Raw genomic sequence first — 23124 nt, forward strand, 5'->3', positions numbered from 1 at the left:
CCGGGCCTCCGGGGCCCGATCGGCCGGGAAGGACCGTCCTGGTCGGCCGGACCTGCCGACCAGGACGGCTCAGCCGGAGCCGACGAAGGCGAGCAGCAGCAGCCAGACCACCGGCGCGGTGGGCAGCAGCGAGTCGAGGCGGTCCATGATCCCGCCGTGCCCGGGCAGCAGCCGGCCCATGTCCTTGATGCCGAGGTCCCGCTTGATCATGGACTCGCCCAGGTCACCGAGGGTGGCGCTGATCGCCACGGCCAGGCCGAGCACCAGGCCCTGCCACCAGGTACCGCCGTCGATCAGGAACTCGGTGCACAGCGCGCCGCCCACCATGGCGAAGAGGATGCCGCCGAGCAGGCCCTCCCTGGTCTTGCCCGGGCTGATCCGGGGGGCGAGCTTCTTGCGGCCGAGCCGGTAGCCGACGGCGTAGGCGCCGGTGTCGCTGAACACGGTGAGGATCAGGAAGGTCAGCACCCGCTCGGCGCCGTCGTCCGCGGCGAGCATCAGGGCGACGAAGCTGGCCAGGAACGGCACGTAGAACGCGGCGAAGACGCCGGCCGTGACGTCGCGCAGGTAGTCCTCGGGCGGACCGGCCATCCGCCACACCAGCGCCGCGACGACCGTGAGCGCCATGGCCAGCCAGAGGCCGTCGGCGCCGCGGAAGTAGGCGAGGACCACCATGGCCGCGCCGCCCGCGGCGAGCGGCGGCAACGGCACGCGGATGAGCTTGCGTTCGGCGAGCCGCGAGGAGAGCTCCCAGAGCCCGACCACCACGGCCAGCGCTATGACGGCCAGGAAGGCGGGCTTGTAGGCGAAGAGGGAGGCCAGGACCACCGCGGCGAGGCCGAGCCCGACACCCACGGCGGCGCGCAGGTCGCGCCCGCCGCGATTCGCGGGCGGTCTCGGGCCGGAGCCGGCGTCGGGGCCGCCACTCGTGCCGGAGGGCGACTCCGTGCCGCCGTCGTGCCCGGCCTGGCTCGCGTAGCCGGCGGCCCGGGGTCGCCCCCAGGAGGATTCAGTCACGTCAGGTCAGACCTCGAGCAGTTCCGCTTCCTTGTGCTTCAACAGCTCGTCCACCTGGGCCACGTACTTGGCGGTGGTGTCGTCGAGCTCCTTCTCGCCGCGCCGGCCCTCGTCCTCGCCGACCTCGCCGTCCTTGACGGCCTTGTCGATGATCTCCTTGGCCTTGCGACGCACGCCGCGGATCGAGATCCTGGCGTCCTCGCCCTTGGACTTGGCGACCTTGATGTACTCCCGCCGGCGCTCCTCGGTGAGCTCGGGGAAGACCACGCGGATGATGTGGCCGTCGTTCGTCGGGTTGACGCCCAGGTCGGAATCCCGGATGGCCTGTTCGATGTTGCGCAGCGCGCTCTTGTCGAACGGGGTCACCACGGCCATCCGCGCCTCGGGAACCGAGAACGAGGCCAGCTGGTTGATCGGGGTCCTGGTGCCGTAGTAGTCGGCGAGGATCTTGTTGAACATCGCCGGGTGCGCACGGCCGGTGCGAATCGCGGCCAGATCCTCCTTGGCGACCACGACGGCCTTCTCCATCTTCTCCTCGGCCTCGAGGAGGGCTTCTTCGATCACCACGTGCTCCTGGTTCGATGTGAGTGTCTGTCAGGCCCGCCGGCCCTGGCTGTTGACGAGTGTGCCGATCTTCTCACCCTTCACCGCACGGGCGATATTGCCCTCGGCGAGCAGCTCGAAGACGAGGATGGGCAGTTTGTTGTCCCGGCACAGGGTGATGGCGGTGGAATCCGCGACCCTGAGGTCGCGGGTGATCACCTCGCCGTAGTCGAGCGCGTCGAACTTCACGGCGCCCGGGTTCTTGGCCGGGTCCGAGTCGTAGACGCCGTCCACCCCGTTCTTGCCCATCAACAGCGCCTCGGCGTGGATCTCCAGGGCACGCTGGGCCGCGGTGGTGTCGGTGGAGAAGTAGGGCATGCCCATGCCGGCGCCGAAGATGACCACGCGGCCCTTCTCCAGGTGGCGCACGGCGCGGAGCGGGATGTAGGGCTCGGCCACCTGGCCCATGGTGATGGCCGTCTGCACCCGGGAGTCGATGCCCTCCTTCTCCAGGAAGTCCTGGAGCGCGAGGCAGTTCATGACCGTGCCGAGCATGCCCATGTAGTCGGAGCGGGCCCGGTCCATGCCGCGCTGCTGCAACTCGGCGCCCCGGAAGAAGTTTCCGCCGCCGATGACGACGGCGATCTGCGCGCCGTCGCGGACCACGGCGGCGATCTCCCTGGCCATCTTGTGCACGACGTCTGGGTCGACTCCGAGCCCTCCGCCGCCCGCGAACGCCTCTCCCGACAGCTTGAGCAGGAATCGGCGGGGTTTGTCGTCCTGGTTCATGGAACTCTCCTCGTGCACATACCAAGGAGGCCACTGCCAGCGGGATGCGCGATCCCCTGTGCGAGCAATGGCCTCCTCGTCACCACTTCGGTCGCGCCGGCCGCTTGCCCGCGACCGGACGGCCTTCCGCCCGACAATAGCCGGGGTACGTCCGTTCCGTCGCCGACGGCGCGGCGGCTCGGGGCGCCCCGTTGACGCGCCGACGCGTCAGGCGCCGACGCGGAACCTGGCGAAGGCGGTCAGCGTGGCACCGGCCTCGGTCAGCACCTTCTGCACGGTCTTCTTGTTGTCCTTGGCGAACGCCTGGTCGAGCAGCACGTTCTCCTTGAAGAAGCCGTTGACCCGGCCCTCGACGATCCGCGGCAGGGCGGCCTCGGGCTTGCCCTCCTCGCGGGCCGTGGCCTCGGCGATGCGCCGCTCGCTCTCGACGACGTCCGCCGCCACGTCGTCCCGGCTGAGGAAGCGCGGGCCGAACGCGGCGATGTGCTGGGCGACGTCCTTGGCGACCTGGGCGTTCTCCTTCTCCAGCTGGACCAGCACGCCGACCTGCGGGGGCAGGTCAGGGCTGGTGCGGTGCAGGTAGGAGGCCACGTAGCCGCCCTCGTAGCGGGCGTAGCGGTCCAGGACGATCTTCTCGCCCAGGTTCGCGTTGGCCTCGTCCACGTAGACCTTGACGGTCTTGCCCGGCTCGATCTCGGAGTCGAGCAGGGCGGCCAGGTCGGCGGGGGCGGTGTCGAAGACGTGCTTGGCGATCGCGGCGGCGACGGCCTGGAACTTGTCGCCCTTGGCGACGAAGTCCGTCTCGCACTTGAGCTCGACCAGCACGCCGGACGCGTTGTCCTCGGCGATCAGCGCGACGACCGCGCCGTTCTCCGCGGTTCGGCTCTCCCGCTTGGCCACGCCCTTCTGGCCCTTGACGCGCAGGAACTCGACGGCCTTGGCGACGTCGCCCTCGGCCTCCTCCAGCGCCTTCTTACAGTCCATCATGCCGGCGCCGCTGAGCTCGCGGAGCTTCTTGACGTCGGCGGCGGTGAAGTTCGCCATCGTTACAGATTCTCTTCCGGAAGTCGTTCGGATCGCTTGCTCGCCCATGGGGCCGTGGCGCAGGCGACGGCGGACGGGGCCGAACCCCGCCCGCCGTCACCGCGGTTGTGCCGTGGTGCGTGAAGCCTCAGCCCTGCTCGGCGGGGGCTTCGGTCGACTCGGCCGCCTCGGCCGCCTCGGCCACCTCGGCCGCCTGGACCGGCTGCTCCTCGGCGGGCTTCTCCTGGGCCGGCTGCTCCTCGGCGGGCTTCTCCTCAGCGGCCTTCTCCTCGGCCGCCTTGCCCTCGGCGCCCTCGAGGAGCTCGCGCTCCCACTCCGGCAGCGGCTCGGCGGCCGGCTTCTCGCCGGTCTTCGCCTCGGCGGCGCCGGAGCGGGAGATCAGACCCTCGGCGACGCCGTCGGCGATCACGCGGGTGAGCAGCGTGACCGAGCGGATCGCGTCGTCGTTGCCCGGGATCTTGTAGTCGACCTCGTCGGGGTCGCAGTTGGTGTCGAGGATGGCGACGACCGGGATGTTCAGCTTGCGGGCCTCGCCGACGGCGATGTGCTCCTTCTTGGTGTCCACGATCCAGACGGCGCTGGGCACCTTCTGCATGTCGCGGATACCGCCGAGGGTCTTCTCCAGCTTCGCCTTCTCGCGGGAGAGGACCAGCAGCTCCTTCTTGGTGAGGCCGGAGGCCGCCACGTCCTCGAAGTCGATCTGCTCCAGCTCCTTGAGCCGCTGCAGCCGCTTGTGGACGGTGGAGAAGTTGGTGAGCATGCCGCCCAGCCAGCGCTGGTTGACGTAGGGCATGCCGACGCGGGTGGCCTGCTCGGCGATGGCCTGCTGGGCCTGCTTCTTGGTGCCCACGAACATGACGGTGCCGCCGTGCGCGACGGTCTCCTTGACGAACTCGTAGGCGCGGTCGATGTACGACAGCGACTGGAGCAGGTCGATGATGTAGATGCCGTTGCGCTCGGTGAAGATGAAGCGCTTCATCTTCGGGTTCCAGCGGCGGGTCTGGTGCCCGAAGTGGACGCCGCTCTCCAGCAGCTCCCGCATCGTGACGACGGCCATGGCCGTTCTCCTTGTTGACGCTCGGTTGTCCGCGCCGCCCGGCCGGGCGGCGCTCCTGATGCCCCGACGCGTTGCGCCATGGCGGGCCGCCGGAGACCGCCGGAAGACCGGGGGCGCCGACCACGCGCCATGGACCGAGATACGCGGCCACGGAAGTGCGGCGGTGAGACCGCCGCGCCGGAGTGGCGGGGCATGCGAGGTCGATCCGGGACCCCCGGATCGCCACCAGAAGTGTACGGGACCCGGGAAGGGCGGGCGACCGAGCCCTGGAGCGGACCGGGAGCGCACCGGGAGCGGGCGACGCGCGCCCCTCGTACGGGTGAGGAAGTTATCCACATTCGCCGGGTTTTCCACCAAGATCCACTTCTTCTCGCCGCCTCACGCACAGTCGGTGACGGAGGTGACACGGAAATGAATCATCGAGGAGCGTTGGGGCGTTTCGGGGAGGACGTGGCCGTCCGGCGGCTGCGGGACTCGGGGTTGACGGTGCTGGAGCGCAACTGGCGCTGCCGCGCCGGGGAGATCGACATCGTGGCCGGGGAGTCGGCCGGCGGCGGCACCGTGGTGGTCTGCGAGGTGAAGACGCGACGGATCGGCAGGCTGCCGCACTTCGAGCACCCGATGGCCGCGGTGACGCCGCGCAAGGCCGACCGGCTGAGGGAGCTCGCCGAGTGGTGGCTGAGCGAGCGCTGGCTCGCCAGGTTCGCCGCCCCGCCGCCTGGCGGGGTGCGGATCGACCTGATCGGGGTCCTGCTACCGCGGCGCGGCGCGCCGCTGGTCCAGCACGCGCGGGGGGTGGCGTGATGGCGTTCGCCCGCACCTGCGCGGTGGCCCTGGTGGGCGTGGAGGGCGTGGTCGTCGAGGTCCAGGCCGATCTGGAGCCGGGGGTCGCGGCCTTCTCCCTGGTCGGCCTGGCCGACAAGTCGTTGAGCGAGAGCCGGGACCGGGTGCGGGCCGCGGTGATCAACTCGGGGGCCCAGTGGCCGCAGAAGAAACTGACCGTGGGGCTGAGCCCGGCCGCGGTTCCCAAGTTCGGCAGCGGCTTCGACCTCGCCGTCGCCTGCGCGGTGCTGGCGGCGGCCGAGCGGATCGACCCGCGGTCCATCGCGGACCTGATGATGATCGGCGAACTCGCGCTCGACGGGCGGGTGCGCCCGGTGCGCGGGGTGCTGCCGGCGGTGCTCACCGCGGCGGACGCCGGCTACCGGCAGGTGGTGGTGCCCGAGCAGGCGGCGGCCGAGGCGGCCCTGGTGCCCGACGTGTCCGTGCTCGGGGTGCGCAGCCTGCGGCAGCTGATCGCGCTGCTGGCCGACGAGCCGGTGCCCGATGAGCCGGGCACGGTCGGGCCTGAGCCCGGCGGTCCTGAGGGGCGGCCGCGCGTCACGCTCGGCCCCGGCTGGGGCTACCCCCAGCCCGCCGGGGTGTACTGCGCGGCGGGCGGCCGGGCGGTGCCCGACCTGGTCGACGTGTCGGGCCAGCGGCTGGCCCGCCGGGCCCTCGAGGTGGCGGCCGCCGGCCGGCACCACGTCCTGTTCAAGGGCGCGCCGGGCGCCGGCAAGACGATGCTGGCCGAGCGGCTGCCCGGGCTGCTGCCGCCGCTGACCCACCAGGAGTCGCTCGAGGTCACGGCCGTGCACTCGGTCAGCGGCTCGCTGCCGCCCGGCCGCCCGATGATCGACCGGCCACCGTACTGCGCGCCCCACCACTCGGCCTCGATGGCCTCGCTGGTCGGCGGCGGCACCGGGCTGCCGCGCCCCGGGGCGATGTCCCTCGCCCACCACGGGGTGCTCTTTCTCGATGAGGCGGCCGAGATGAACTCCCAGGTGCTCGACGCGCTGCGCCAGCCGCTGGAGTCCGGATACGTGGTGGTGGCCAGGGCGGCCGGCATGATGCGGATGCCGGCCCGGGTGCTGCTCGTCCTGGCGGCCAACCCGTGCCCGTGCGGCCGGCACGGCTCGCCGGCTGGCGAGTGCGAGTGCATGCCGGCCACCGTCCGGCGCTATCGGGCGCGGCTCTCCGGGCCGCTGCTCGACCGGATCGACCTGCGGGTCCTGGTGGAGCCGGTGAGCCGGGCCGAGCTGGTGGCGGTGGCGGGCGGCGAGCCCACGGCCGCGGTGGCGGAGCGGGTGCTGGCGGCCCGCGAGCGGGCGGCCGCGCGGTACGACGGCGCGCCGTGGGCGACGAACGGGGAGGTGCCAGGACACGAGCTGCGCACCCGCTGGGCGCCGCCGCCCGGCGCGCTGGCCCGGGCCGAGCAGGACATGGACCGTGGGTTGCTCACGGCCAGGGGCCTGGACCGGGTGCTCCGCGTCGCGTGGACGGTGGCTGACCTGGCCGGCCACGACCGGCCCACCGCGGAGGACGTGGACGCGGCGCTCGAGCTGCGCACCGGGGTGCGGCGCGGCGCCGGCGTCGCGGGGAGCCTGCCGTGACGGCGGCGCGGGTGGCGCCCGCGCCCCGGCGGCCGGTCACCGGGGAGTGCCGGCTGGCGCGGGCCGCGTTGACCAGGCTCGCCGAGCCGGGGGACGAGCAGTTGGGGCGCTGGCTCGCGGAGTTCGGCCCCGAGGAGGTCTGGCGGGCGGTGCGGGCCGGCGATCGGCTGCCAGGGGCGAGCCGGGACCGCTGGGCGGGGCTGCGGCTGCGCGCCAGGCGGGCCGATCCGGGGCGGGATCTGGCGGCGATCGCCGCGCTCGGCGGGCGGTTCCTGTGCCCGGGAGACCGGGAGTGGCCGAGCCAGCTGGGCGATCTGGGGCCGGCAGGTCCCGTGGGTCTCTGGGTGCGCGGCCCCTGCTCGCTGCGGTTCACGGCGCTGCGCTCGGTGGCGCTGGTCGGCTCGCGGGCCTGCAGCGACTACGGGGCGCACGTCGCGACCGAGTTCGCGGGGGCGCTGGCCGAGCGGGGCTGGGCGGTGGTCTCCGGCGCGGCCTACGGGGTGGACGGCGCGGCGCATCGCGGCGCGCTGGCGGTGGGCGGCACCACCGTCGCGGTGCTGGCCTGCGGGGTGGACGTGGGCTATCCAGCGGCGCACCGGGAGCTGCTCGACCGGATCGCGGGCGGCGGGCTGCTGATCGCGGAGCTGCCGCCTGGCGAACATCCGACGCGGGCCAGGTTCGTCGAGCGGAACCGGCTGATCGCCGCGTTGACCAGGGGCACGGTGGTGGTGGAGGCGGCGCGGCGCAGCGGTTCGCTGGTGACCGCCCGACACGCGAGCCGGCTCGGGCGGCATCTGATGGCGGTGCCAGGACCGGTCACGTCGAGTCTGTCGGCCGGCACGCACCGGCTCATCCGGGAGGCGGCCGTGCTGGTGTCCGACGCGGCCGAGGTCATCGAACTGGTGGGGGTCATGGGTGAGTTGCGGCCCGAGGAGGTGAGCCCCGCGGTGCCGAGGGAGTTGCTGGCACCGGAGACGGGTCGGGTGTTGGAGGCGTTGCCGGCCTGGGGCGCGCTGGGCGCGGAGGAGGTCGCGCGCCGGGCGTGCACGGGAGAGCCCACCGCGCTCGCCCGGCTGCGCGAGCTGAGCTGTCTGGGTTTCGTCGAACGGGTTGGCGAACGTTGGCAGTTGTCGCGACCCGGCGGCCGACACGCGGACGGCGAGGATCCACCGGGAAGTGGCGACGCGTAACACCACGGTGCGGGCAGCGGAACGTATCTGCGCATAGCCGATCACCGCCCACATGCGCAACGCGACCCGACAGTCACGCTACGCTCACAGGGTTCTGTCGACAGAACCGCTTCCCCGTACACACATCCCCCGCAGATCCCCCCGCAGGTATTCCCGCAGAACGGCTCAAGACGACGCATGCCACAGCACTCCTCCGGGCCCCGGCACGCGGCTCCGGCGGCTCCGGCCGCGCCGGAGGGCGCCACCGCTCCGACCGCGCCGACCGCGCTCGACGAGCTGTGGCGTTCGTACAAGACCAGCGGCGACGAGCGGCTGCGCGAGCAGCTGATCCTGCACTACTCGCCGCTGGTCAAGTACGTGGCGGGCCGGGTCAGCGTGGGGCTCCCGCCCAACGTGGAGCAGGCGGACTTCGTGTCGTCCGGGGTGTTCGGCCTGATCGACGCGATCGAGAAGTTCGATCCCGGGCGGTCCATCAAGTTCGAGACGTACGCGATCACCCGGATCCGCGGGGCCATGATCGACGAACTCCGGGCACTGGACTGGATTCCCCGCTCGGTGCGGCAGAAGGCCCGGGCCATCGAGCGGGCGTACGCCACCCTGGAGGCGTCGCTGCGCCGCACCCCCTCGGAGTCCGAGGTGGCCGAGGAGATGGAGATCTCCCTGGAGGAACTGCACGGCGTGTTCAGCCAGTTGTCGCTGGCCAACGTGGTGGCCCTGGAGGAGCTGCTGCACGCGGGCGGCGAGGGCGGCGACCGGCTCAGCCTGATGGACACGCTGGAGGACACCGCGGCCGACAACCCGGTGGAGGTCGCGGAGGACCGGGAGCTCCGCAGGCTGCTGGCCCGCGCGGTGAACACCCTGCCCGACCGGGAGAAGACGGTGGTCACGCTCTACTACTACGAGGGGCTCACGCTGGCCGAGATCGGCGAGGTGCTGGGGGTCACGGAGAGCCGGGTGAGCCAGATCCACACCAAGTCCGTGCTCCAACTCCGCGCCAAACTCGCCGACGTGCACGGCTGAGCCCGGCGCCCCGTCGGTCCTGTGCCGCACGGGCGGCCGACGCTCTACAGTGAGGGCGTGCCCAGGATCCGAGCGGCCACGGTGGCCGAGCACCGGAGAATCCAGCGCGGCGCCCTGCTGGACGCCGCCAGGTCACTGTTGTCCGAGGGCGGGGTCCGCGCGCTGACCTTCCCGGCGCTGGCCGAGCGCACCGGCCTGGCCCGCTCCTCCGTGTACGAGTACTTCCGCTCAAGAGCCGAGCTGGTCGAGGCGCTCTGCGCGGACGATCTCCCCCGCTGGACGGCCGAGGTGGCAGCGGCGATGGCGGCGGCCGACACCCCCGCCGACCGGCTCGCGGCCTATGTGCGGCACCAGTTGGCGCTCGCGGCGGACGGGCGGCACCTGGCCGTGATGGCGATCGCGGCGGGCGAACTCGACGCGGCGGCCAGGGCCGGCACCCGCCCGGACCCGGCGTGGGAGCGGATCAGGGCCGCGCACGGCGGCCTCGTCGACCTGGTGGTCGGCGTGCTCGCGGACCTCGGGCACGAGGACCCCCGGCTGGTGGCCCGGCTGCTCCAGGGCATGATCGACGCCGCCGTCCGCCGTGGCCAGGACCCGGGCGTCGCCGAGGTCGCGGTCCGAATGGCCCTACACGGCGCCGCCCCCGTCGCCCGCCCCGCCGTCGGGGAGCGGAACGCCCTCGGTGGGCAGCAGCCTGACGGGCCCGGCGCCTAGCAGGTGCGCGGGCAGCAGCGAGAGCGGATCGAGATAGGTCTCGCCGCGCAGCAGCCCCCAGTGCAGGCAGGCCGAGGGGCAGTGGAAGGGCCCGGCGGCCAGCTCGCCGACCAGCTGGCCGGCCGACACCCGCTCCCCCACCTCGACCGCCGCCAGCACCGGCTCGTGGGTGATCCGCAGCGGCGGCGAGCCCCCGTCGTCCAGCTCGATGGTGAGCACCCCGCGCCCGGCGACCTGGCCCGCGAACGCCACCCGGCCGGACGCCGCCGCCCGGACCTCGGCGCCGCGCGCGGTGGCCAGGTCCACCCCGCGGTGCCCGGCCGCCCAGGGCGTCGGCGGCGGATCCCAGAGCCCCACCACCACGGGCCGCGGCCCACCGGCGGGCCCGGGCACCGGCCAGCCGGCGGCCGGCCGGGACTCGCCCACCGCCGACTCCACCGGAGCCGGGTCGGCGGGGACCGGGTCGGTGGGAGCCCCGCTCGCGGCGGGCGCGGCGAGGAGGAACAGGGAGAGCAACGGCGTCAACGGGGTCAACGCGGACAACACGGTCATGCGCTCAGGCTGCCGCCTCCACGCCCTCACACGGGGAACCGGCCGCTTTCCTGTGGACAACCGGCGATCCCTGGACGACGCCGTCGCCCGTACGGGTGAGACCGGAGCGTCAGGTGCCACGCGCGCCGCCGAAGCCGGAATCCTCCGGCAGATCGAGCTCGCTCCGGTTCAGCTCCTCGATGTTCACGTCCTTGAACGTGAGCACCCGCACCTGCTTCACGAAGCGGGCCGGCCTGTACATGTCCCACACCCAGGCGTCGGCCATGGAGACCTCGAAGAACACCTCACCCTGGACGGAGTGCACCTGCATCTCGTAGTCGTTGGTGAGGTAGAAACGCCGCTCGGTCTCGATCACATACGTGAATAGCCCGACCACGTCCCGGTACTCCCGGTAGAGCTTGAGCTCCATCTCGGTCTCGTACTTTTCGAGGTCCTCGGCACTCATGGCGTGATCCCCTTCAGCCGTGCGTTCCCTCATTGTGCGCCACCGGAGGCGTCGGCACGCCACGGCGGTCCGACCGAGCCCGCCCCAGCCGACCCGCGATCGGCCCGTAGAGCGCCCCGCAGACGATCAGCAGGGCGCCGGCCCCGGTCGCGAACGCCAGCGGCCCCAGCGGCCCCGCCCCCGACACCCCGCCCGGCAGCACGGCGAAGCCCGTGGCCCTGGGCAGCGTGCCGAGCCGGTCGAACGGCCAGACGGTGGCCTCCACCCGCCCCGACACCGCCGACACCGGCACCGTGCCCGGGTCGGAGTCGGTGAGCTGGTTCCGGGAGTCGAGTGAGTCCACCCGGTCGTCGCCGAGCAGGAAGATCTCCCCGTCCGGCACGGTGGCCTCGTACTGCGTGCCCATGGCGTCGTACGCCTGGTCGACGTACGGCTCGTCGATCGGCTCACCGTTCACCGTCAGCTGGCCGCTCTCGTCGCAGCACGCCACGGTGTCCCCGCCGACGCCCACCACCCGCTTGATCATCGGCAGGTCGCCCCAGGTCGCGTCGCGGAAGACCACCACGTCCCCGCGCCGCACCTCGGTGCCGTCGACGCGCTGGGCCAGCACCCGGTCGCCCGCGGTCACCGCGGGCGACATCGAGTTCGTCGGCACCGTGTAGGGCTGGTAGAGGAACGCGGCGAGCACGAACCCGCCGAGGAACAGCGCACAGCCCACCCCGACGGCCACCGCGGACAACCTCCGCCCAAGCCGCCCACCACGCTCCGGCGTTCCGCTCATCCCGCCCCGCCCCTCCCGCTCACACGTCAGGAGGTGACCCTACCCAGCGGCGAGGCAGGCGGTCAGCCCCTTTCCGCCACGTTGGGGTCCGCCACGCCGGGATCGCTCGCGGCCTCGCCGCTCCCGGCCGCCGCGGAGTCCGCCGACGCCACGGCCTCGCGGGCCAGGATCCGGCGGCGCCGCCACAGCACCAGCGGCAGCGCCGTGGCCAGGCCGATGGCGCCGGGGCCGACGAGGCCCGCCGCGCTCTGCACCGAGTCGAACGACGAGGGCACCGGCAGCGTCGACCAGCGGTTGATCGGCCAGGCGATCACGATGGCCCGGCCCACCACGTCCTCCTCGGCGACGGTGCCGCGCCCCTCCAGGTTCTGGTGGTAGCGCGAGTCGAGCGAGTCCTGCCGGTGGTCGCCCATCACCCACAGCCGGCCGTCGGGCACCGTGATCGGCCCGAACGGACGGTCGCCACAGGGCGTGTTGCCCGGGAACAGGTAGGAACTCTCGTCGACCGGCTCTCCGTTGACCATCACCTGGCCGCCGTCCTGACACTCCACGGTGTCCCCGCCGACCGCGATGACCCGCTTGATCAGGTCCTGGTCCTCGGCGGACGGCATCAGCCCGATCCAGCTCAACGCGTCCTGGACGGCCGCGCCGAAGCCGCCGTTCGAGGGGGTGTCGCCGAGCCAGCCGTCCGGGTCGTGGAAGACGATCACCTCGCCGCGCTCCGGCTCCGCGCCGAACCACGGCGTGAGCTTGTCCACCAGCACCCGGTCGCCGCGCTGCAGCGTGTTCTGCATCGAGTTCGACGGGATCGAGAACGCCTGCACCAGAAACGTCTTGATCAGCAGGGCCAACACGATGGCGATGCCGATCAGGATCGGCAGCTCCTTCCAGAACGACCGCTGCTTGGCGCCGCGGGCCGCCTTCGCCGCGGCTCCGTCCTCGTCGGCCGCCTCGCCCTCGGGACCGCCGCCCTCACGCTCCCCTGTCGCGCCGCCAGGGCCGCTCGCAGGCACATCCGCGCCATGCTCCGAGGAACCGGCCGACTCGTCCTCCCGACGTGGGGGCTCTCCGCCGGATGCCTCGGAACCCGGAGCCGCCGGACGCTCCTCGGGGTCCTCCGCGCCGGACCGCGCACCCACCGCAATCTCCCCCACTTCCGCTCCTCACGCTCCGCTCCGGTCCGCCCGGCCTCCGTGACAGACTCACCACTCCCATAACGAGCGGAAGTTCCGCAGGGCTCGGGAGTCGCAGGATTTCACCATCATTCTCGCCCGCACGCACCGGCCCGGCGCTCGCCGCGCCGACGGCCGGCACCTCGCCGGGCTCCGGCACCGCGGAGAACGACTCGGTGCCGCCCAGGCCGCTCCAGTGCGAGAAGGGCCAGGCGATCACCACGGCGCGGCCGACCACCAGGTCGACCGGCACCGTACCCTGCCCCTCCTCCTCCAGGTGGTAGCGGGAATCCGCCGAGTTGGAGCGGTGGTCGCCCATCACGAAGAGCCGCCCCTCGGGGACGGTCACGTCGAACTCGATCTGGGAGGGCGCGTCACCCGGGTTCAGGTACGGCTCGTCGACGGGCGTGCCGTTGACGGTGACCCGGCCCTCCGCGTCGCAGCACGCCACGGTGTCGCCGCCCACCGCGATGACCCGCTTGATCAGGTCCTGGTCGTCGTCGGAGGGCAGCAGCCCGATCCAGGTCAGCAGGTCCTTGGCCTGTGAGATGCCGATCGGGTCGTCGGAGCCGGTGCTCTGCCCGGTCTCGAGCCAGCCGCCGGGGTCGCGGAAGACCACCACGTCGCCGCGCTCCGGCTCCCAGCCGAACCAGGGGGTGAGCTTGTCGACCAGCACCCGGTCGTTGATCCGGATCGTCTGCTCCATCGACCCCGAGGGGATCACGAAGGCCTGCACCAGGAACGTCTTGAGCGCCAGCGCGATCAGCAGCGCGGTGACGATCAGGATCGGGATCTCCCGCGTGGTGCGCAGCCGCCGGCGCCGCTTGATGCGCCTGGCCGCCCGCCGCCGGTCCGCCCGCCCCTCGCCCGGGCCGCGCAGCGTCCGCGGCGACTGGGGTGACTGGGGTGACGACGCCGTGGCCGGTTCGGCGGCCGGTTCGGGTTCCGGCTCGCGCCGCCGGCCGCCGCCGGGCGCTGGCTCCGGCTCCGGCTCCGGCTCCGGCTCGACCGCGCCCCAGACCTGGCCGGTGGCGCCGCCGGGCAGCTGGGTGCTCCGGGGCGGAAAACCCCGCGTCTCGGGGAGCGCCCCGCCGGGCGGCGGGGTCACTCGGGGCGGGAAGCCCCTGGTCTCCGGCAGCTCGGCCGAGTCCCCGAAATCCGGCCCCGCCGCGGGTGGCGGGGGCTCGGCACGGGGCGGGAAGCCCCTGGTCTCCGGCAGCTCGGCCGGCTCGCCAGGGCGCTCGCCGCGCAGCGGCACGCCGTCGGCGCGCCGCTGCCCGCCGGCCCGGCGCCGCCCCGCCCTGCCCCGCCCGCGGTCACCCATGGTCCGGCCGGAGGGAGCTCCAGCGGCCTATCGGCCAGCCGATCCAGTCGACCCGGCCGATGACTCTGTCCTCGGAGACGGTCCCGCCTCCCGGGGAGCCCAGATACTCCCGGGAGTCCGCCGAGTCAGAACGGTGGTCACCCATCACCCACAACCGTCCCTCAGGCACTTGGATATCAAACCTGACATTCGAAGGCTCGTCCCCCGGATAGAGATAGTGCTCGTCCAGGGGTTGCCCGTTGACGGTGATGCGCCCCTCGGCGTCGCAGCAGGTCACCCGGTCTCCGCCGATGCCGATGACCCGCTTCACGTAGTCGCTCTCGGACGAGGTGCCGAGCCCGACCGCCGCGATCGCGCCCCGGACCAGGCCGACCAGCGGCCCGTCGTCCGAGGACGCGGCGTCGAAGGAGCCGGCCCCGTCGAAGACGATGACGTCGCCGCGACGCACCTCGCCGCCGAACCGGTAGGCCAGCTTGTTCACCAGCACCCGGTCCCCCACCTGGAGCGTGCCCTCCATGGAACCGCTCGGGATCACGAACGGCTGCACCACGTAGGCGCTGGTCAGCGAGGTGATCAACACCGTGCTCAGCAGCACGACCACCCAGAAACGCACTGAGCGCGACCACCGCAGCCAGGCCCGCCTGGGGGCCGGCGCGGGGTCGCGCTCCGGAAGCCGTGCGTCGGAATCGGTCACGCCGTATGGTAACCGGCCCGCCGCGCGCGTCAGTTCTCGCGCTTCTCCTTGATCTTGGCCGCCTTGCCCCGCAGGTTGCGCAGGTAGTACAGCTTGGCGCGACGGACGGCGCCACGGGTGACGACGTCGATCTTCTCCACGACCGGGGTGTGCACCGGGAAGGTGCGCTCGACGCCGACGCCGAAGCTGACCTTGCGGACCGTGAAGGTCTCGCGGACGCCGGAGCCCTGGCGGCGGATGACCACGCCCTTGAACTGCTGCACGCGGGAGCGGTTGCCCTCGATGACGCGGACGTGGATGTTGACCGTGTCACCGGGCCGGAAGGCGGGGATGTCGTCGCGCAGGGACGCTGAGTCGACGCTGTCGAGGAGGTTCATGACCTGCTGCTCTCCGTCGTCGATGCCACAGGCCATCGACGGAACGTTGGATGGATGGTGATGATCGGCTCGCTCCCCCCGGCGGGCGGCGTTCCCCCTGTGGCAGGGTCGCGCGCCGGATGTGAACTGAGCCAGCCGCCTATTCTTCCACGCCGTTCGACGGGCGCCAAAATCGGCCGTCGGCGCCCTGCCGCCAGCCGAGCCAGGCCAGCGTCTCCCGGTCGTGCTTGTCGAACGCCTCGGGATCACAACTCTCGATCAGGTCGGGCCTGTTGAGCGTGGTGCGGCGCAGCGCCTCGTCCCGGCGCCAGCGGGCGATCCGCCCGTGGTGGCCGCTGATCAACACCTCGGGCACCTCGCGGCCGCGCCACTCGGGCGGCTTGGTGTACACCGGCCCCTCGAGCAGCGCCGCCATCGCGCCGGGCGCGAACGAGTCGTCCCGGTGGGATTCCGCGTTGCCGAGCACCCCGGGCAGCAGCCGGGCGACGGCCTCGACCATGACCAGCACCGGGGCCTCGCCGCCGGCCAGGACGTAGTCGCCGATCGAGACCTCGCGGACGTCGAGCCGGGAACCGTACTCCTCGATCACCCGCCGGTCGATGCCCTCGTAGCGGGCGGGCGTGAACACCAGCCAGGGCGCCCCCGACAGCTCGACGGCCAGCTCCTGGGTGAACGGGCGGCCGCTGGGCGTCGGCACCACCACCACCGGGTCGGCCGCCGGCCGCTCGCCGGCCAGCAGCGCGTCGAGCGCCTCGCCCCAGGGCTCGGGCTTCATGACCATGCCGGGGCCGCCGCCGTAGGGGCTGTCGTCCACGGTGTGGTGCCGGTCGTGCGTCCAGCCGCGCAGGTCGTGCAGCCGGACGTCGAGCAGCCCGCGCGCCCTGGCCTTGCCGAGCAGCGAGACGTTCAGCGGTTCCAGGTACTCGGGGAAGATCGTGATGACGTCGATGCGCATCGGTCAGTCCTCGTCGAGCAGCCCGGGCGGCGGGGCGATCACGACGCGGCGCGCGTCGATGTCGATCTCGGGGACGAACTCGGCGACGAACGGCACGAACGCCTCGCCGCCGTCCGTCCTGCTCACCACGAGGAGGTCCTGGGCCGGCAGGTGGGCGATCTCGCCGACGGTGCCGACGGTGTCGCCGCCCGTGGTGACCACGGTCAGCCCGACCAGCTGGTGGTCGTAGAACTCCTCCGGATCCGCCGGCTGCTCGTCCGGGTCGACCTCGGCGAGCAGCAGCGTGTTCCGCAGGGCCTCGGCTGCGGTGCGGTCGCCGACGCCGACGAAGCGCAGCAGCAGCCGGCCGCTGTGCACCCGGCCGCTCTCGATGGTCAGCGGCCCGACGGCCGGTGGGTCGGTGGCCAGGACGCTGCCGGGCGCCAGCCGCCTCTCCGGCTCGTCCGTGCGGACCTCGACGGAGACCTCACCCCTGATGCCGTGGGCGCGGCCGATGCGGGCGACGACCAGTTCCACTGTGCTTCCCGTCCTCGCGTTCTCGATCTCTACGTCCTGGCACACGAGGGGCCGGGAGCGGCTTGTCGCCACGCCCGGCCCCTCGTGCGCTGCCGTTCGCGCTCTCAGCGGACCTCGTCCGCGTCGACCAGGTCGACGCGGATGCCCTTCCCGCCGAGCGCGCCCACGACCGTGCGCAGCGAACGCGCGGTACGGCCGTTGCGGCCGATGACCTTGCCGAGGTCGTCGGGGTGTACCCGAACCTCGAGCACGCGCCCGCGGCGCAGGGTGCGCGAGGCGACCTGGACCTCATCGGGATTGTCGACGATGCCCTTGACCAGGTGCTCCAGGGCCTCTTCGAGCATTCTCAGCCCTCGGTCGACTCGGCCGGGGCCTCAGCCTCGGCGTCGGCCTTCTTGTCGGCCTTCCTGGCCTTCGGGGTGATGGCCTCACCCCGACTCGAGTCGCCACCCGAAGCCTTCGCGGCGGCCTCGAAGAGGACTCGCTTGTCCGGCTTGGGCTCGGCGACCTTCATCGGCGGCGGCGCCGGCAGGTTCTTGAACTTCTGCCAGTCACCGGTGACCTTGAGGATGGCCAGCACCGGCTCGGTCGGCTGAGCGCCGACGCCGAGCCAGTACTGCACGCGCTCCGAGTCGACCTCGATGCGCGAGGGGTTCTGCACCGGGTGGTACAGGCCCAGCTCCTCGATGGCGCGGCCGTCCCGGCGGGTCCGGGAGTCCGCGACGATGATGCGGTAGTGCGGCGAACGGATCTTGCCCAGTCGCTTCAGCTTGATCTTGACTGCCACGGGTGTGGTGTCTCCTGCGTGTGTGACGAGTGAGCCGCGCGGGCGACCGCGTGGGGTTGCGACGCCGGGGGCCCGGTGGACACGTCAGCCGGAGGAGAGAGGGTCCTGTGCGACTGCCGAGTTCAGCCGCCCATTCTGCCACAGGCCGTCAGTGGGCGGCTGCCACGGTCAGTGCCTCCGCGATCTGGAACGGCTTCTTGCAGGCTCCGCAGACGATCGGCGCCTGCGCCAGAACGGACGGGACGACCCGGACGTTCCGCCCGCACTCGCACACGGCCTTGACTCGGACGCCCCCGCCCGATGAGCCGTGTCGCGCGGCGGGGCCGCGGAAGGTTCGCTTGGTGTCCGTCGCCGTCGCCACCACGTGCGCCTTGAGCGCCCGCTGCAGCCGCTCGGCGGTGGGCCGATAGCGACGTCTGGTCTCGGGGGTCATGGTGACGAGCGAGAAGCCGCTGCTCGGATGGGGATCCTCTCCGTGGTCGAGACCGAGCTCCTCGGCGATCGCGAGAAAACGGCGGTTGTGGTAGCGACCGGCACGAGAGGTGTCCCTGACCCCTCGTGCGGCGGCGATGCCGTGCACGGCTTCGTGCAGCAGCCTTTCGAAGGAGAGCTCGGAGCCACAGGCGGACGAGGACTCTCCGATCAGCGATTCGGGCGCGGCCAGATCCGGCAGCTCCGGGTGGTGCCGTTGAATATCGGCCCACGCGTGTGCCAGCTCGGCGGCGAGAACTGGTGGTGTCGTGCTCACGTCGTACCTAACGAGCAAGTCCCCTGGTGTGTTCCGATTCCGGGTCAAGTCCCCGAATTTGCACTTACCAGTCAGTTCACCGCCAATGCGGGCGCCTTGCGGCGGGCTCGACGGGAACCGGCGCCTCTTTGACGGCGGCACATGCCAGACGGTTCCACTCCCGCCGGGTCCTCGTGGCGACGGATCGGCCGGAGGGGCGAGCATAACGAGCGCCCCACCCGCCCCAACGGGCGGGTGGGGCGGAAGGACACCATCCCCGTGGGGGTCAGTAGGCGCGGCCCACGACCGCGATGTTGCCCGGGGTGTCGGTGGAGGCCGGGACGGAACCGTCCTCGGCGACCAGGCAGCGCACCGAGACCGCGTCCTGGGCGAGGCGGGCCTCGCCCTCCGGGCCGAGGTCGGCCCACGGGATGCGGGCCCAGCCGCCGGCCTTGGCGGCCTCGACGGCCTCCGCGATGGTCGACACGTCGGAGGTGCGGGACTCGCGCCGCTCGCGCGACTGGCGGAGCAGCAGCTCCTGGTCATCGTCGAGCATGCCGGGCAGCAGCTTGGCCAGCGCGTCGATGGCGACCGGCTCCTTGCCGCCGGGGATCCGGCGGGCCAGCATCGCAGTGTCGGCGGCCACGTCGCGCGGGCCGATCTCCACCCGCACCGGGACACCCTTCAGCTCCCAGTCGACGGCCCGGCGGCCGAACGGGGTGTCGGTGCGGTCGTCGACCTCGGTCCTGATGCCGGCGGCGGTCAGCGTGGCGCCGATCTCCCGCACCTTGGCCAGCACGGCCGGGTCGTCCTTGATCGCCAGGACCACGACCTGGGTGGGCGCGAGCCGCGGCGGCACGCGCAGCCCGTTGTCGTCGCCGTGGGACATGATCAGGCCGCCGACCATGCGGGTCGAGGCGCCCCAGGAGGTCTGCCAGACGAGCTCGCGCTCGCCGTCGGCCGCGAGGAAGCGGGTGTCGAAGGCGCGGGCGAAGTTCTGGCCGAGCTCGTGGCTGGTGCCCATCTGGAGCGCCTTGCCGTCGCCCATCATGCCTTCGAGGGTGCGGGTGTTGATGGCCCCGGCGAACCGCTCGGCCGGCGACTTGATGCCGAGCACGGTGTCGATGGCGAGCACGTTCTCCATGAAGTCGGCGTAGACCTCGTGGTGGATCCGGGCCGCGAAGTCACGGGCGTCCTCGAAGCTGGCGTGCGCCGTGTGGCCCTCCTGCCAGAGGAACTCGGTGGTGCGCAGGAAGATCCGCGGCCGCATCTCCCAACGGACCACGTTGGCCCACTGGTTGAGCAGCAGCGGCAGGTCGCGGTAGCTCTGGATCCACTTCGAGAAGTACTCGTTGATGATCGTCTCCGAAGTGGGCCTGACGACCAGCGGCTCCTCGAGCTGCTTCCCGCCGCCGTGGGTGACCACCGCGAGCTCGGGCGCGAAGCCCTCGACGTGCTCGGCCTCCCTGGTGAGGAAGGACTGGGGGATGAACAGCGGGAAGTACGCGTTGCGGGCGCCCGCGGCCTTGATGCGGCCGTCCAGCTCCTGCTGCATCCGCTCCCAGAGCCCGTACCCGTACGGTCGGATGACCATGGTGCCGCGACCCGGGCCGTTGTCGGCCAGCTCGGCCTTGCTGATCAGGTCCTGGTACCAGCGCGGGAAGTCCTCCGCCTGGGGGGTGAGTACGGGAGCCTTAGCCATGCCGCAGATGGTACGGGGCCCGGGCGCCCTGGTGTGAATCGGTTATCCCCAGGACGCCCGGCCGCCCGGCCGGCGTCACTTCGGGGGCAGCATGTCCCGGAACTCCTTGGGCAGTTCGAAGTTGCCCGGGTCCTGGTCGGCACCCGGCAGACCGAAGGCGGCACCCTCGCCCTGCCGCTGCGAGGCGGCGTCCTCCTCGGCGCGGCGCTTCATCGGGTTGCCCGAGCGGCGGGCCCCCTTGCCCTTCTTCTGCTGCTTGGCCTTCTTGCGGGCGCCGCCGCCCAGGCCGGGGATGCCCGGCATGCCGGGCATCCCGCCGCCCTGGGCCATCCTGGACATCATCTTGCGGGCCTCGAAGAACCGCTCCACCAGGCCCTTGACGGCGCTGACGTCGACGCCGGAGCCGCGGGCGATCCTGGCGCGGCGCGAGCCGTTGATCATCTTGGGGTCGGCGCGCTCGCCCGGGGTCATGGACTTGATGATGGCGGCGGTGCGGTCCACCTCGCGCTCGTCCAGGTTGTTGATCTGCTCCCGCATCTGCCCCATGCCGGGCATCATGCCGAGCAGCTTGGAGATCGAGCCCATCTTCCTGACCTGCTCCATCTGGGCCAGGAAGTCGTCAAGGGTGAACTCCTTGGGGCCCTTGGCCAGCTTGCTGGCCAGCGCCTCGGCCTCCTGCTGGCTGAAGGTGCGCTCGGCCTGTTCGATGAGGCTGAGCACGTCGCCCATGCCCAGGATCCGGGAGGCCATCCGGTCCGGGTGGAAGGCGTCGAACTCGTCCAGCTTCTCGCCGTTGGAGGCGAACATGATCTGCCGGCCGGTGACCTGCGCGATGGAGAGCGCGGCACCGCCGCGGGCGTCGCCGTCGAGCTTGGAGAGCACCACGCCGTCGAAGCCGACGCCGTCACGGAAGGCCTCGGCGGTGGTCACCGCGTCCTGACCGATCATGGCGTCGACCACGAACAGGATCTCGTCGGGCCTGACCGCGTCCCTGATGTCGGCGGCCTGCCGCATCAGCTCCTCGTCGATGCCCAGGCGACCCGCGGTGTCGACGATCACCACGTCGTGCTGCTTGTCGCGGGCGAAGGCGATCGAGTCCTCGGCGACCTTGACCGGGTCGCCCACGCCGTTGCCCGGCTGGGGCGCGAAGATCGCCACCCCGGCGCGCTCGGCGACGACCGTGAGCTGGTTGACCGCGTTGGGGCGCTGGAGGTCGCAGGCGACCAGCAGCGGGGTGTGGCCCTGGCCGCTGAGCCAGCGGCCCAGCTTGCCCGCGAGGGTGGTCTTGCCCGCGCCCTGGAGGCCAGCGAGCATGATCACGGTCGGCGGGTTCTTGGCGAACCGCAGCCGCCTGGTCTCGCCGCCGAGGATGCCGACGAGCTCCTCGTTGACGATCTTGATGACCTGCTGGGCCGGGTTGAGCGCCTTGGACACCTCGGCGCCCTGGGCACGCTGCTTGACCTGCGCGATGAAGGCGCGCACCACGGGGAGCGCGACGTCCGCCTCGAGCAGCGCGATGCGGATCTCGCGCGCCGTGGCGTCGATGTCCGACTCGCTCAGTCGGCCCTTGCCCCTGAGGTTCTTGAACGTTGCCGCGAGGCGGTCGGAGAGTGTGTCGAACACGGCGCTGGCGGATCCTTACAATCGGCGGTCATCTCGAAGGCGGTGCCCTCCAGCGTATAGGCCCGGCGCCGGTGCGGGCAGCCCGCTGTGCCATGCCCTGCGGGCGGCCCGGGCCCGGCGAACGATTCCCGGCGGGCTACAACGCGCCCGCGGCATCCCGGGCGGCCGCGTCCGCCCGTGCCGGGGGAGCACGGAGCGCCAGCCTGCCGTGCGCCGCGTGCGGGCCGCCGCGCGCCGTGGCCGGCTGGCCGGCTAGCCGGCCAGCGCGCGTTGCAGGTCGCGGGCGAGCGCCACCGCCTCCTCGTCGGGCAGCGGGGCGCCGTCGGGGCCCGTGACGTAGAACGCGTCCACGGCGTTGGCGCCCAGCGTGCTGACGTGCGCGCTGCGCACCCGGGCCCCGGCCGCGTCGAGCGCCCGGCCGATGCGGTGCAGCAGGCCGGGGGCGTCCTGGGCGCGCACCTCGATCACGGTGGCCAGCCGGGAGCCGAGCGGGGCCACGGTGACCCGGGGCGGCGGGGTGCCGGGGGCGCGGCGCGGGCGCCGGTAGGCGGCCTCGCGCTCGGCCAGCCGGCCGGCGATGTCGAGCGTGCCCTCCAGGGCGCGCACCAGGTCGGCGCGGAGCCGCTCGGCCTGCGGCAGCGAGCCGTACTCGGCGGCCACCCGCCAGTCGAGGAGCAGGACCTGGCCCTGTCCTGTGGGGTCGACGGCGCGGAGCTCGGCCGAGCGCACGGTGAGCCGGTGCAGGGCGAGCACTCCGGCGACGGCGGGCAGCACGCCTGGCTGGTCGGGCAGGGCCACCACCAGCTCGACGCCGACCGGCTCCGGGCCGCGCTCCTCGTCCAGGGCGCCCGCGGTCTCCCGGTCGAGCGGCGGCTCGGGACGCGGGTGCAGGGCGAGGACGGGGGCGCCGGTGCGCATCGCCTCGACGGCGAGCCGCTCGGCGGCCACGGTCGGGCTCGGGGAGATGGTGCGGGGCGGGGCGCCGCCCTCCTCGAGGGTGGCGGCGACCCGCTTGACCAGGTCGGCGACGAGGGAGGCGCGCCAGCCGGACCAGGCGGCGGGTCCGGTGGCCAGCGCGTCGGCCTCGGTGAGCGCGTGCAGCAGTTCGAGCGTGCTCTGCCGGCCGACGATCTCGGCGACGTGGGCGAGGGCCGCCGGGTCGTCGAGGTCGCGGCGGGTGGCGGTCTCGATCAGCAGCAGATGGTGTCTGACCAGGGTGGCGAGCACCTCGGCGTCCTCGGCGCCGAAGCCGATGCGGCCGGCCATGTCCCGGGCGATGGTTTCGCCGGCGACGCTGTGGTCGCCGGGCCAGCCCTTGCCGATGTCGTGCAGCAGCGCGGCGACCAGCAGCAGGTCGGGCCGGTCGACGCGGCGGGTGAAGGCGGAGGCGCGGACGGCGGCCTCCACCAGGTGCCGGTCGACGGTCCAGCGGTGCACGGGGTTGCGCTGCGGGCGGCAGCGGACCCGCTCCCAGTCCGGCAGCAGCCGGGTGATCAGGCCGGCGGCCTCCAGGGCCTCCCAGACCGGCACCGTGTCGGGCCCGGCGCCGAGCAGGGTGATCAACTGCTCGCGCGCCTCGGCCGGCCAGGGCGTCGGCAGCGGATTGTCGGCGGCGGCCAGCGCGTGCACGGCCGGCAGCGCGAGCGGCAGCCCGGCCTGGGCC

The 23124-nt window shown here is 72.8% G+C and carries 25 protein-coding genes; 5 read left to right on the forward strand and 20 right to left on the reverse strand.

The features are described from left to right. Nucleotides 1-69: 69 nt before the first annotated feature. The 5 genes from ACYVPE_RS25950 to rpsB all read right to left on the reverse strand — a co-directional run bounded on the left by ACYVPE_RS25950 (nucleotide 70) and on the right by rpsB (nucleotide 4450). Nucleotides 70-1017, reverse strand: coding sequence for a phosphatidate cytidylyltransferase (locus tag ACYVPE_RS25950; protein ID WP_461036128.1), 948 nt, complete (start codon nucleotides 1015-1017; stop codon nucleotides 70-72). A 6-nt stretch (nucleotides 1018-1023) separates the two neighbouring features. Continuing rightward, nucleotides 1024-1581, reverse strand: coding sequence for a ribosome recycling factor (gene frr / locus ACYVPE_RS25955; RefSeq protein ID WP_461036129.1), 558 nt, complete (start codon nucleotides 1579-1581; stop codon nucleotides 1024-1026). Nucleotides 1582-1611: 30 nt separating this feature from the next. Beyond that, the gene (gene pyrH, locus ACYVPE_RS25960) at nucleotides 1612-2349 is read right to left on the reverse strand and encodes a UMP kinase (RefSeq protein WP_387097449.1); all 738 of its coding nucleotides are present in this window, start codon (nucleotides 2347-2349) and stop codon (nucleotides 1612-1614) included. A gap of 207 nt (nucleotides 2350-2556) precedes the next feature. Beyond that, nucleotides 2557-3393, reverse strand: a complete 837-nt coding sequence (tsf, locus tag ACYVPE_RS25965) for a translation elongation factor Ts (protein WP_461036130.1) — start codon at nucleotides 3391-3393, stop codon at nucleotides 2557-2559. Nucleotides 3394-3520: 127 nt separating this feature from the next. Beyond that, nucleotides 3521-4450, reverse strand: coding sequence for a 30S ribosomal protein S2 (rpsB, locus tag ACYVPE_RS25970; RefSeq protein WP_461036131.1), 930 nt, complete (start codon nucleotides 4448-4450; stop codon nucleotides 3521-3523). 411 nt (nucleotides 4451-4861) lie between these two features. Between rpsB and ACYVPE_RS25975 the strand changes: the two genes are divergently transcribed. The 5 genes from ACYVPE_RS25975 to ACYVPE_RS25995 all read left to right on the forward strand — a co-directional run bounded on the left by ACYVPE_RS25975 (nucleotide 4862) and on the right by ACYVPE_RS25995 (nucleotide 9806). Next, nucleotides 4862-5254: a YraN family protein gene (locus ACYVPE_RS25975; RefSeq protein ID WP_461036132.1), complete on the forward strand. Its 393-nt coding sequence runs from the start codon at nucleotides 4862-4864 to the stop codon at nucleotides 5252-5254. After that, nucleotides 5254-6882, forward strand: coding sequence for a YifB family Mg chelatase-like AAA ATPase (locus tag ACYVPE_RS25980; protein ID WP_461036133.1), 1629 nt, complete (start codon nucleotides 5254-5256; stop codon nucleotides 6880-6882). The genes ACYVPE_RS25975 and ACYVPE_RS25980 overlap by 1 nt, the downstream gene beginning before the upstream one ends. Beyond that, nucleotides 6879-8072: a DNA-processing protein DprA gene (gene dprA / locus ACYVPE_RS25985; RefSeq protein ID WP_461036134.1), complete on the forward strand. Its 1194-nt coding sequence runs from the start codon at nucleotides 6879-6881 to the stop codon at nucleotides 8070-8072. Before ACYVPE_RS25980 ends, dprA begins: the two co-directional genes overlap by 4 nt. 177 nt (nucleotides 8073-8249) lie before the next feature. Continuing rightward, nucleotides 8250-9092, forward strand: coding sequence for an RNA polymerase sigma factor WhiG (whiG, locus tag ACYVPE_RS25990; protein WP_461036135.1), 843 nt, complete (start codon nucleotides 8250-8252; stop codon nucleotides 9090-9092). Nucleotides 9093-9149: 57 nt separating this feature from the next. Continuing rightward, a complete protein-coding gene (locus ACYVPE_RS25995) occupies nucleotides 9150-9806 on the forward strand; it encodes a TetR/AcrR family transcriptional regulator (protein WP_461036136.1) in 657 nt (218 codons plus the stop codon). On the opposite strand, the gene ACYVPE_RS26000 is transcribed toward ACYVPE_RS25995, so the two are convergent. The 15 genes from ACYVPE_RS26000 to ACYVPE_RS26070 all read right to left on the reverse strand — a co-directional run. Then, nucleotides 9720-10358, reverse strand: a complete 639-nt coding sequence (locus ACYVPE_RS26000) for a murein hydrolase activator EnvC family protein (RefSeq protein ID WP_461036137.1) — start codon at nucleotides 10356-10358, stop codon at nucleotides 9720-9722. The two genes, ACYVPE_RS25995 and ACYVPE_RS26000, sit on opposite strands and share 87 nt — an antisense overlap. A gap of 109 nt (nucleotides 10359-10467) precedes the next feature. Continuing rightward, on the reverse strand, nucleotides 10468-10803 hold the full coding sequence (locus tag ACYVPE_RS26005) for a DUF2469 domain-containing protein (protein ID WP_132821111.1): 336 nt from the start codon (nucleotides 10801-10803) through the stop codon (nucleotides 10468-10470). 13 nt (nucleotides 10804-10816) lie between these two features. Continuing rightward, the gene (gene lepB, locus ACYVPE_RS26010) at nucleotides 10817-11584 is read right to left on the reverse strand and encodes a signal peptidase I (protein WP_461036138.1); all 768 of its coding nucleotides are present in this window, start codon (nucleotides 11582-11584) and stop codon (nucleotides 10817-10819) included. 62 nt (nucleotides 11585-11646) lie between these two features. Then, nucleotides 11647-12597 carry a signal peptidase I gene (lepB, locus tag ACYVPE_RS26015; RefSeq protein ID WP_461036139.1) on the reverse strand — a complete coding sequence of 317 codons (951 nt, stop codon included), beginning with the start codon at nucleotides 12595-12597 and terminating at the stop codon, nucleotides 11647-11649. Continuing rightward, nucleotides 12557-14080, reverse strand: a complete 1524-nt coding sequence (gene lepB / locus ACYVPE_RS26020; RefSeq protein WP_461036140.1) for a signal peptidase I — start codon at nucleotides 14078-14080, stop codon at nucleotides 12557-12559. The genes lepB (ACYVPE_RS26015) and lepB (ACYVPE_RS26020) overlap by 41 nt, the downstream gene beginning before the upstream one ends. Beyond that, nucleotides 14073-14774, reverse strand: a complete 702-nt coding sequence (gene lepB / locus ACYVPE_RS26025; RefSeq protein ID WP_461036141.1) for a signal peptidase I — start codon at nucleotides 14772-14774, stop codon at nucleotides 14073-14075. Before lepB (ACYVPE_RS26025) ends, lepB (ACYVPE_RS26020) begins: the two co-directional genes overlap by 8 nt. A 29-nt stretch (nucleotides 14775-14803) precedes the next feature. Further along, complete coding sequence (gene rplS, locus ACYVPE_RS26030; RefSeq protein ID WP_461036151.1) at nucleotides 14804-15151, reverse strand: 50S ribosomal protein L19; 348 nt, start codon at nucleotides 15149-15151, stop codon at nucleotides 14804-14806. Nucleotides 15152-15290: 139 nt separating this feature from the next. Further along, a complete protein-coding gene (gene trmD, locus ACYVPE_RS26035; RefSeq protein ID WP_461036142.1) occupies nucleotides 15291-16106 on the reverse strand; it encodes a tRNA (guanosine(37)-N1)-methyltransferase TrmD in 816 nt (271 codons plus the stop codon). Nucleotides 16107-16109: 3 nt separating this feature from the next. Beyond that, nucleotides 16110-16622, reverse strand: coding sequence for a ribosome maturation factor RimM (gene rimM / locus ACYVPE_RS26040; protein ID WP_461036143.1), 513 nt, complete (start codon nucleotides 16620-16622; stop codon nucleotides 16110-16112). Between the two features lie 104 nt (nucleotides 16623-16726). After that, complete coding sequence (locus ACYVPE_RS26045) at nucleotides 16727-16966, reverse strand: RNA-binding protein (RefSeq protein WP_132818969.1); 240 nt, start codon at nucleotides 16964-16966, stop codon at nucleotides 16727-16729. Between the two features lie 2 nt (nucleotides 16967-16968). Then, a complete protein-coding gene (gene rpsP / locus ACYVPE_RS26050) occupies nucleotides 16969-17409 on the reverse strand; it encodes a 30S ribosomal protein S16 (protein ID WP_461036144.1) in 441 nt (146 codons plus the stop codon). 148 nt (nucleotides 17410-17557) lie between these two features. Then, nucleotides 17558-18157: a hypothetical protein gene (locus tag ACYVPE_RS26055; protein ID WP_461036145.1), complete on the reverse strand. Its 600-nt coding sequence runs from the start codon at nucleotides 18155-18157 to the stop codon at nucleotides 17558-17560. 265 nt (nucleotides 18158-18422) lie between these two features. Then, complete coding sequence (gene proS / locus ACYVPE_RS26060; RefSeq protein WP_461036146.1) at nucleotides 18423-19838, reverse strand: proline--tRNA ligase; 1416 nt, start codon at nucleotides 19836-19838, stop codon at nucleotides 18423-18425. Between the two features lie 75 nt (nucleotides 19839-19913). After that, the gene (gene ffh / locus ACYVPE_RS26065; RefSeq protein WP_461036147.1) at nucleotides 19914-21461 is read right to left on the reverse strand and encodes a signal recognition particle protein; all 1548 of its coding nucleotides are present in this window, start codon (nucleotides 21459-21461) and stop codon (nucleotides 19914-19916) included. A gap of 252 nt (nucleotides 21462-21713) precedes the next feature. After that, the coding region (locus ACYVPE_RS26070; protein ID WP_461036148.1) for an ACT domain-containing protein at nucleotides 21714-23124 on the reverse strand (1411 nt) is incomplete at its 5' end.

It is taken from the genome of Streptomyces mayteni, assembly GCF_054783955.1.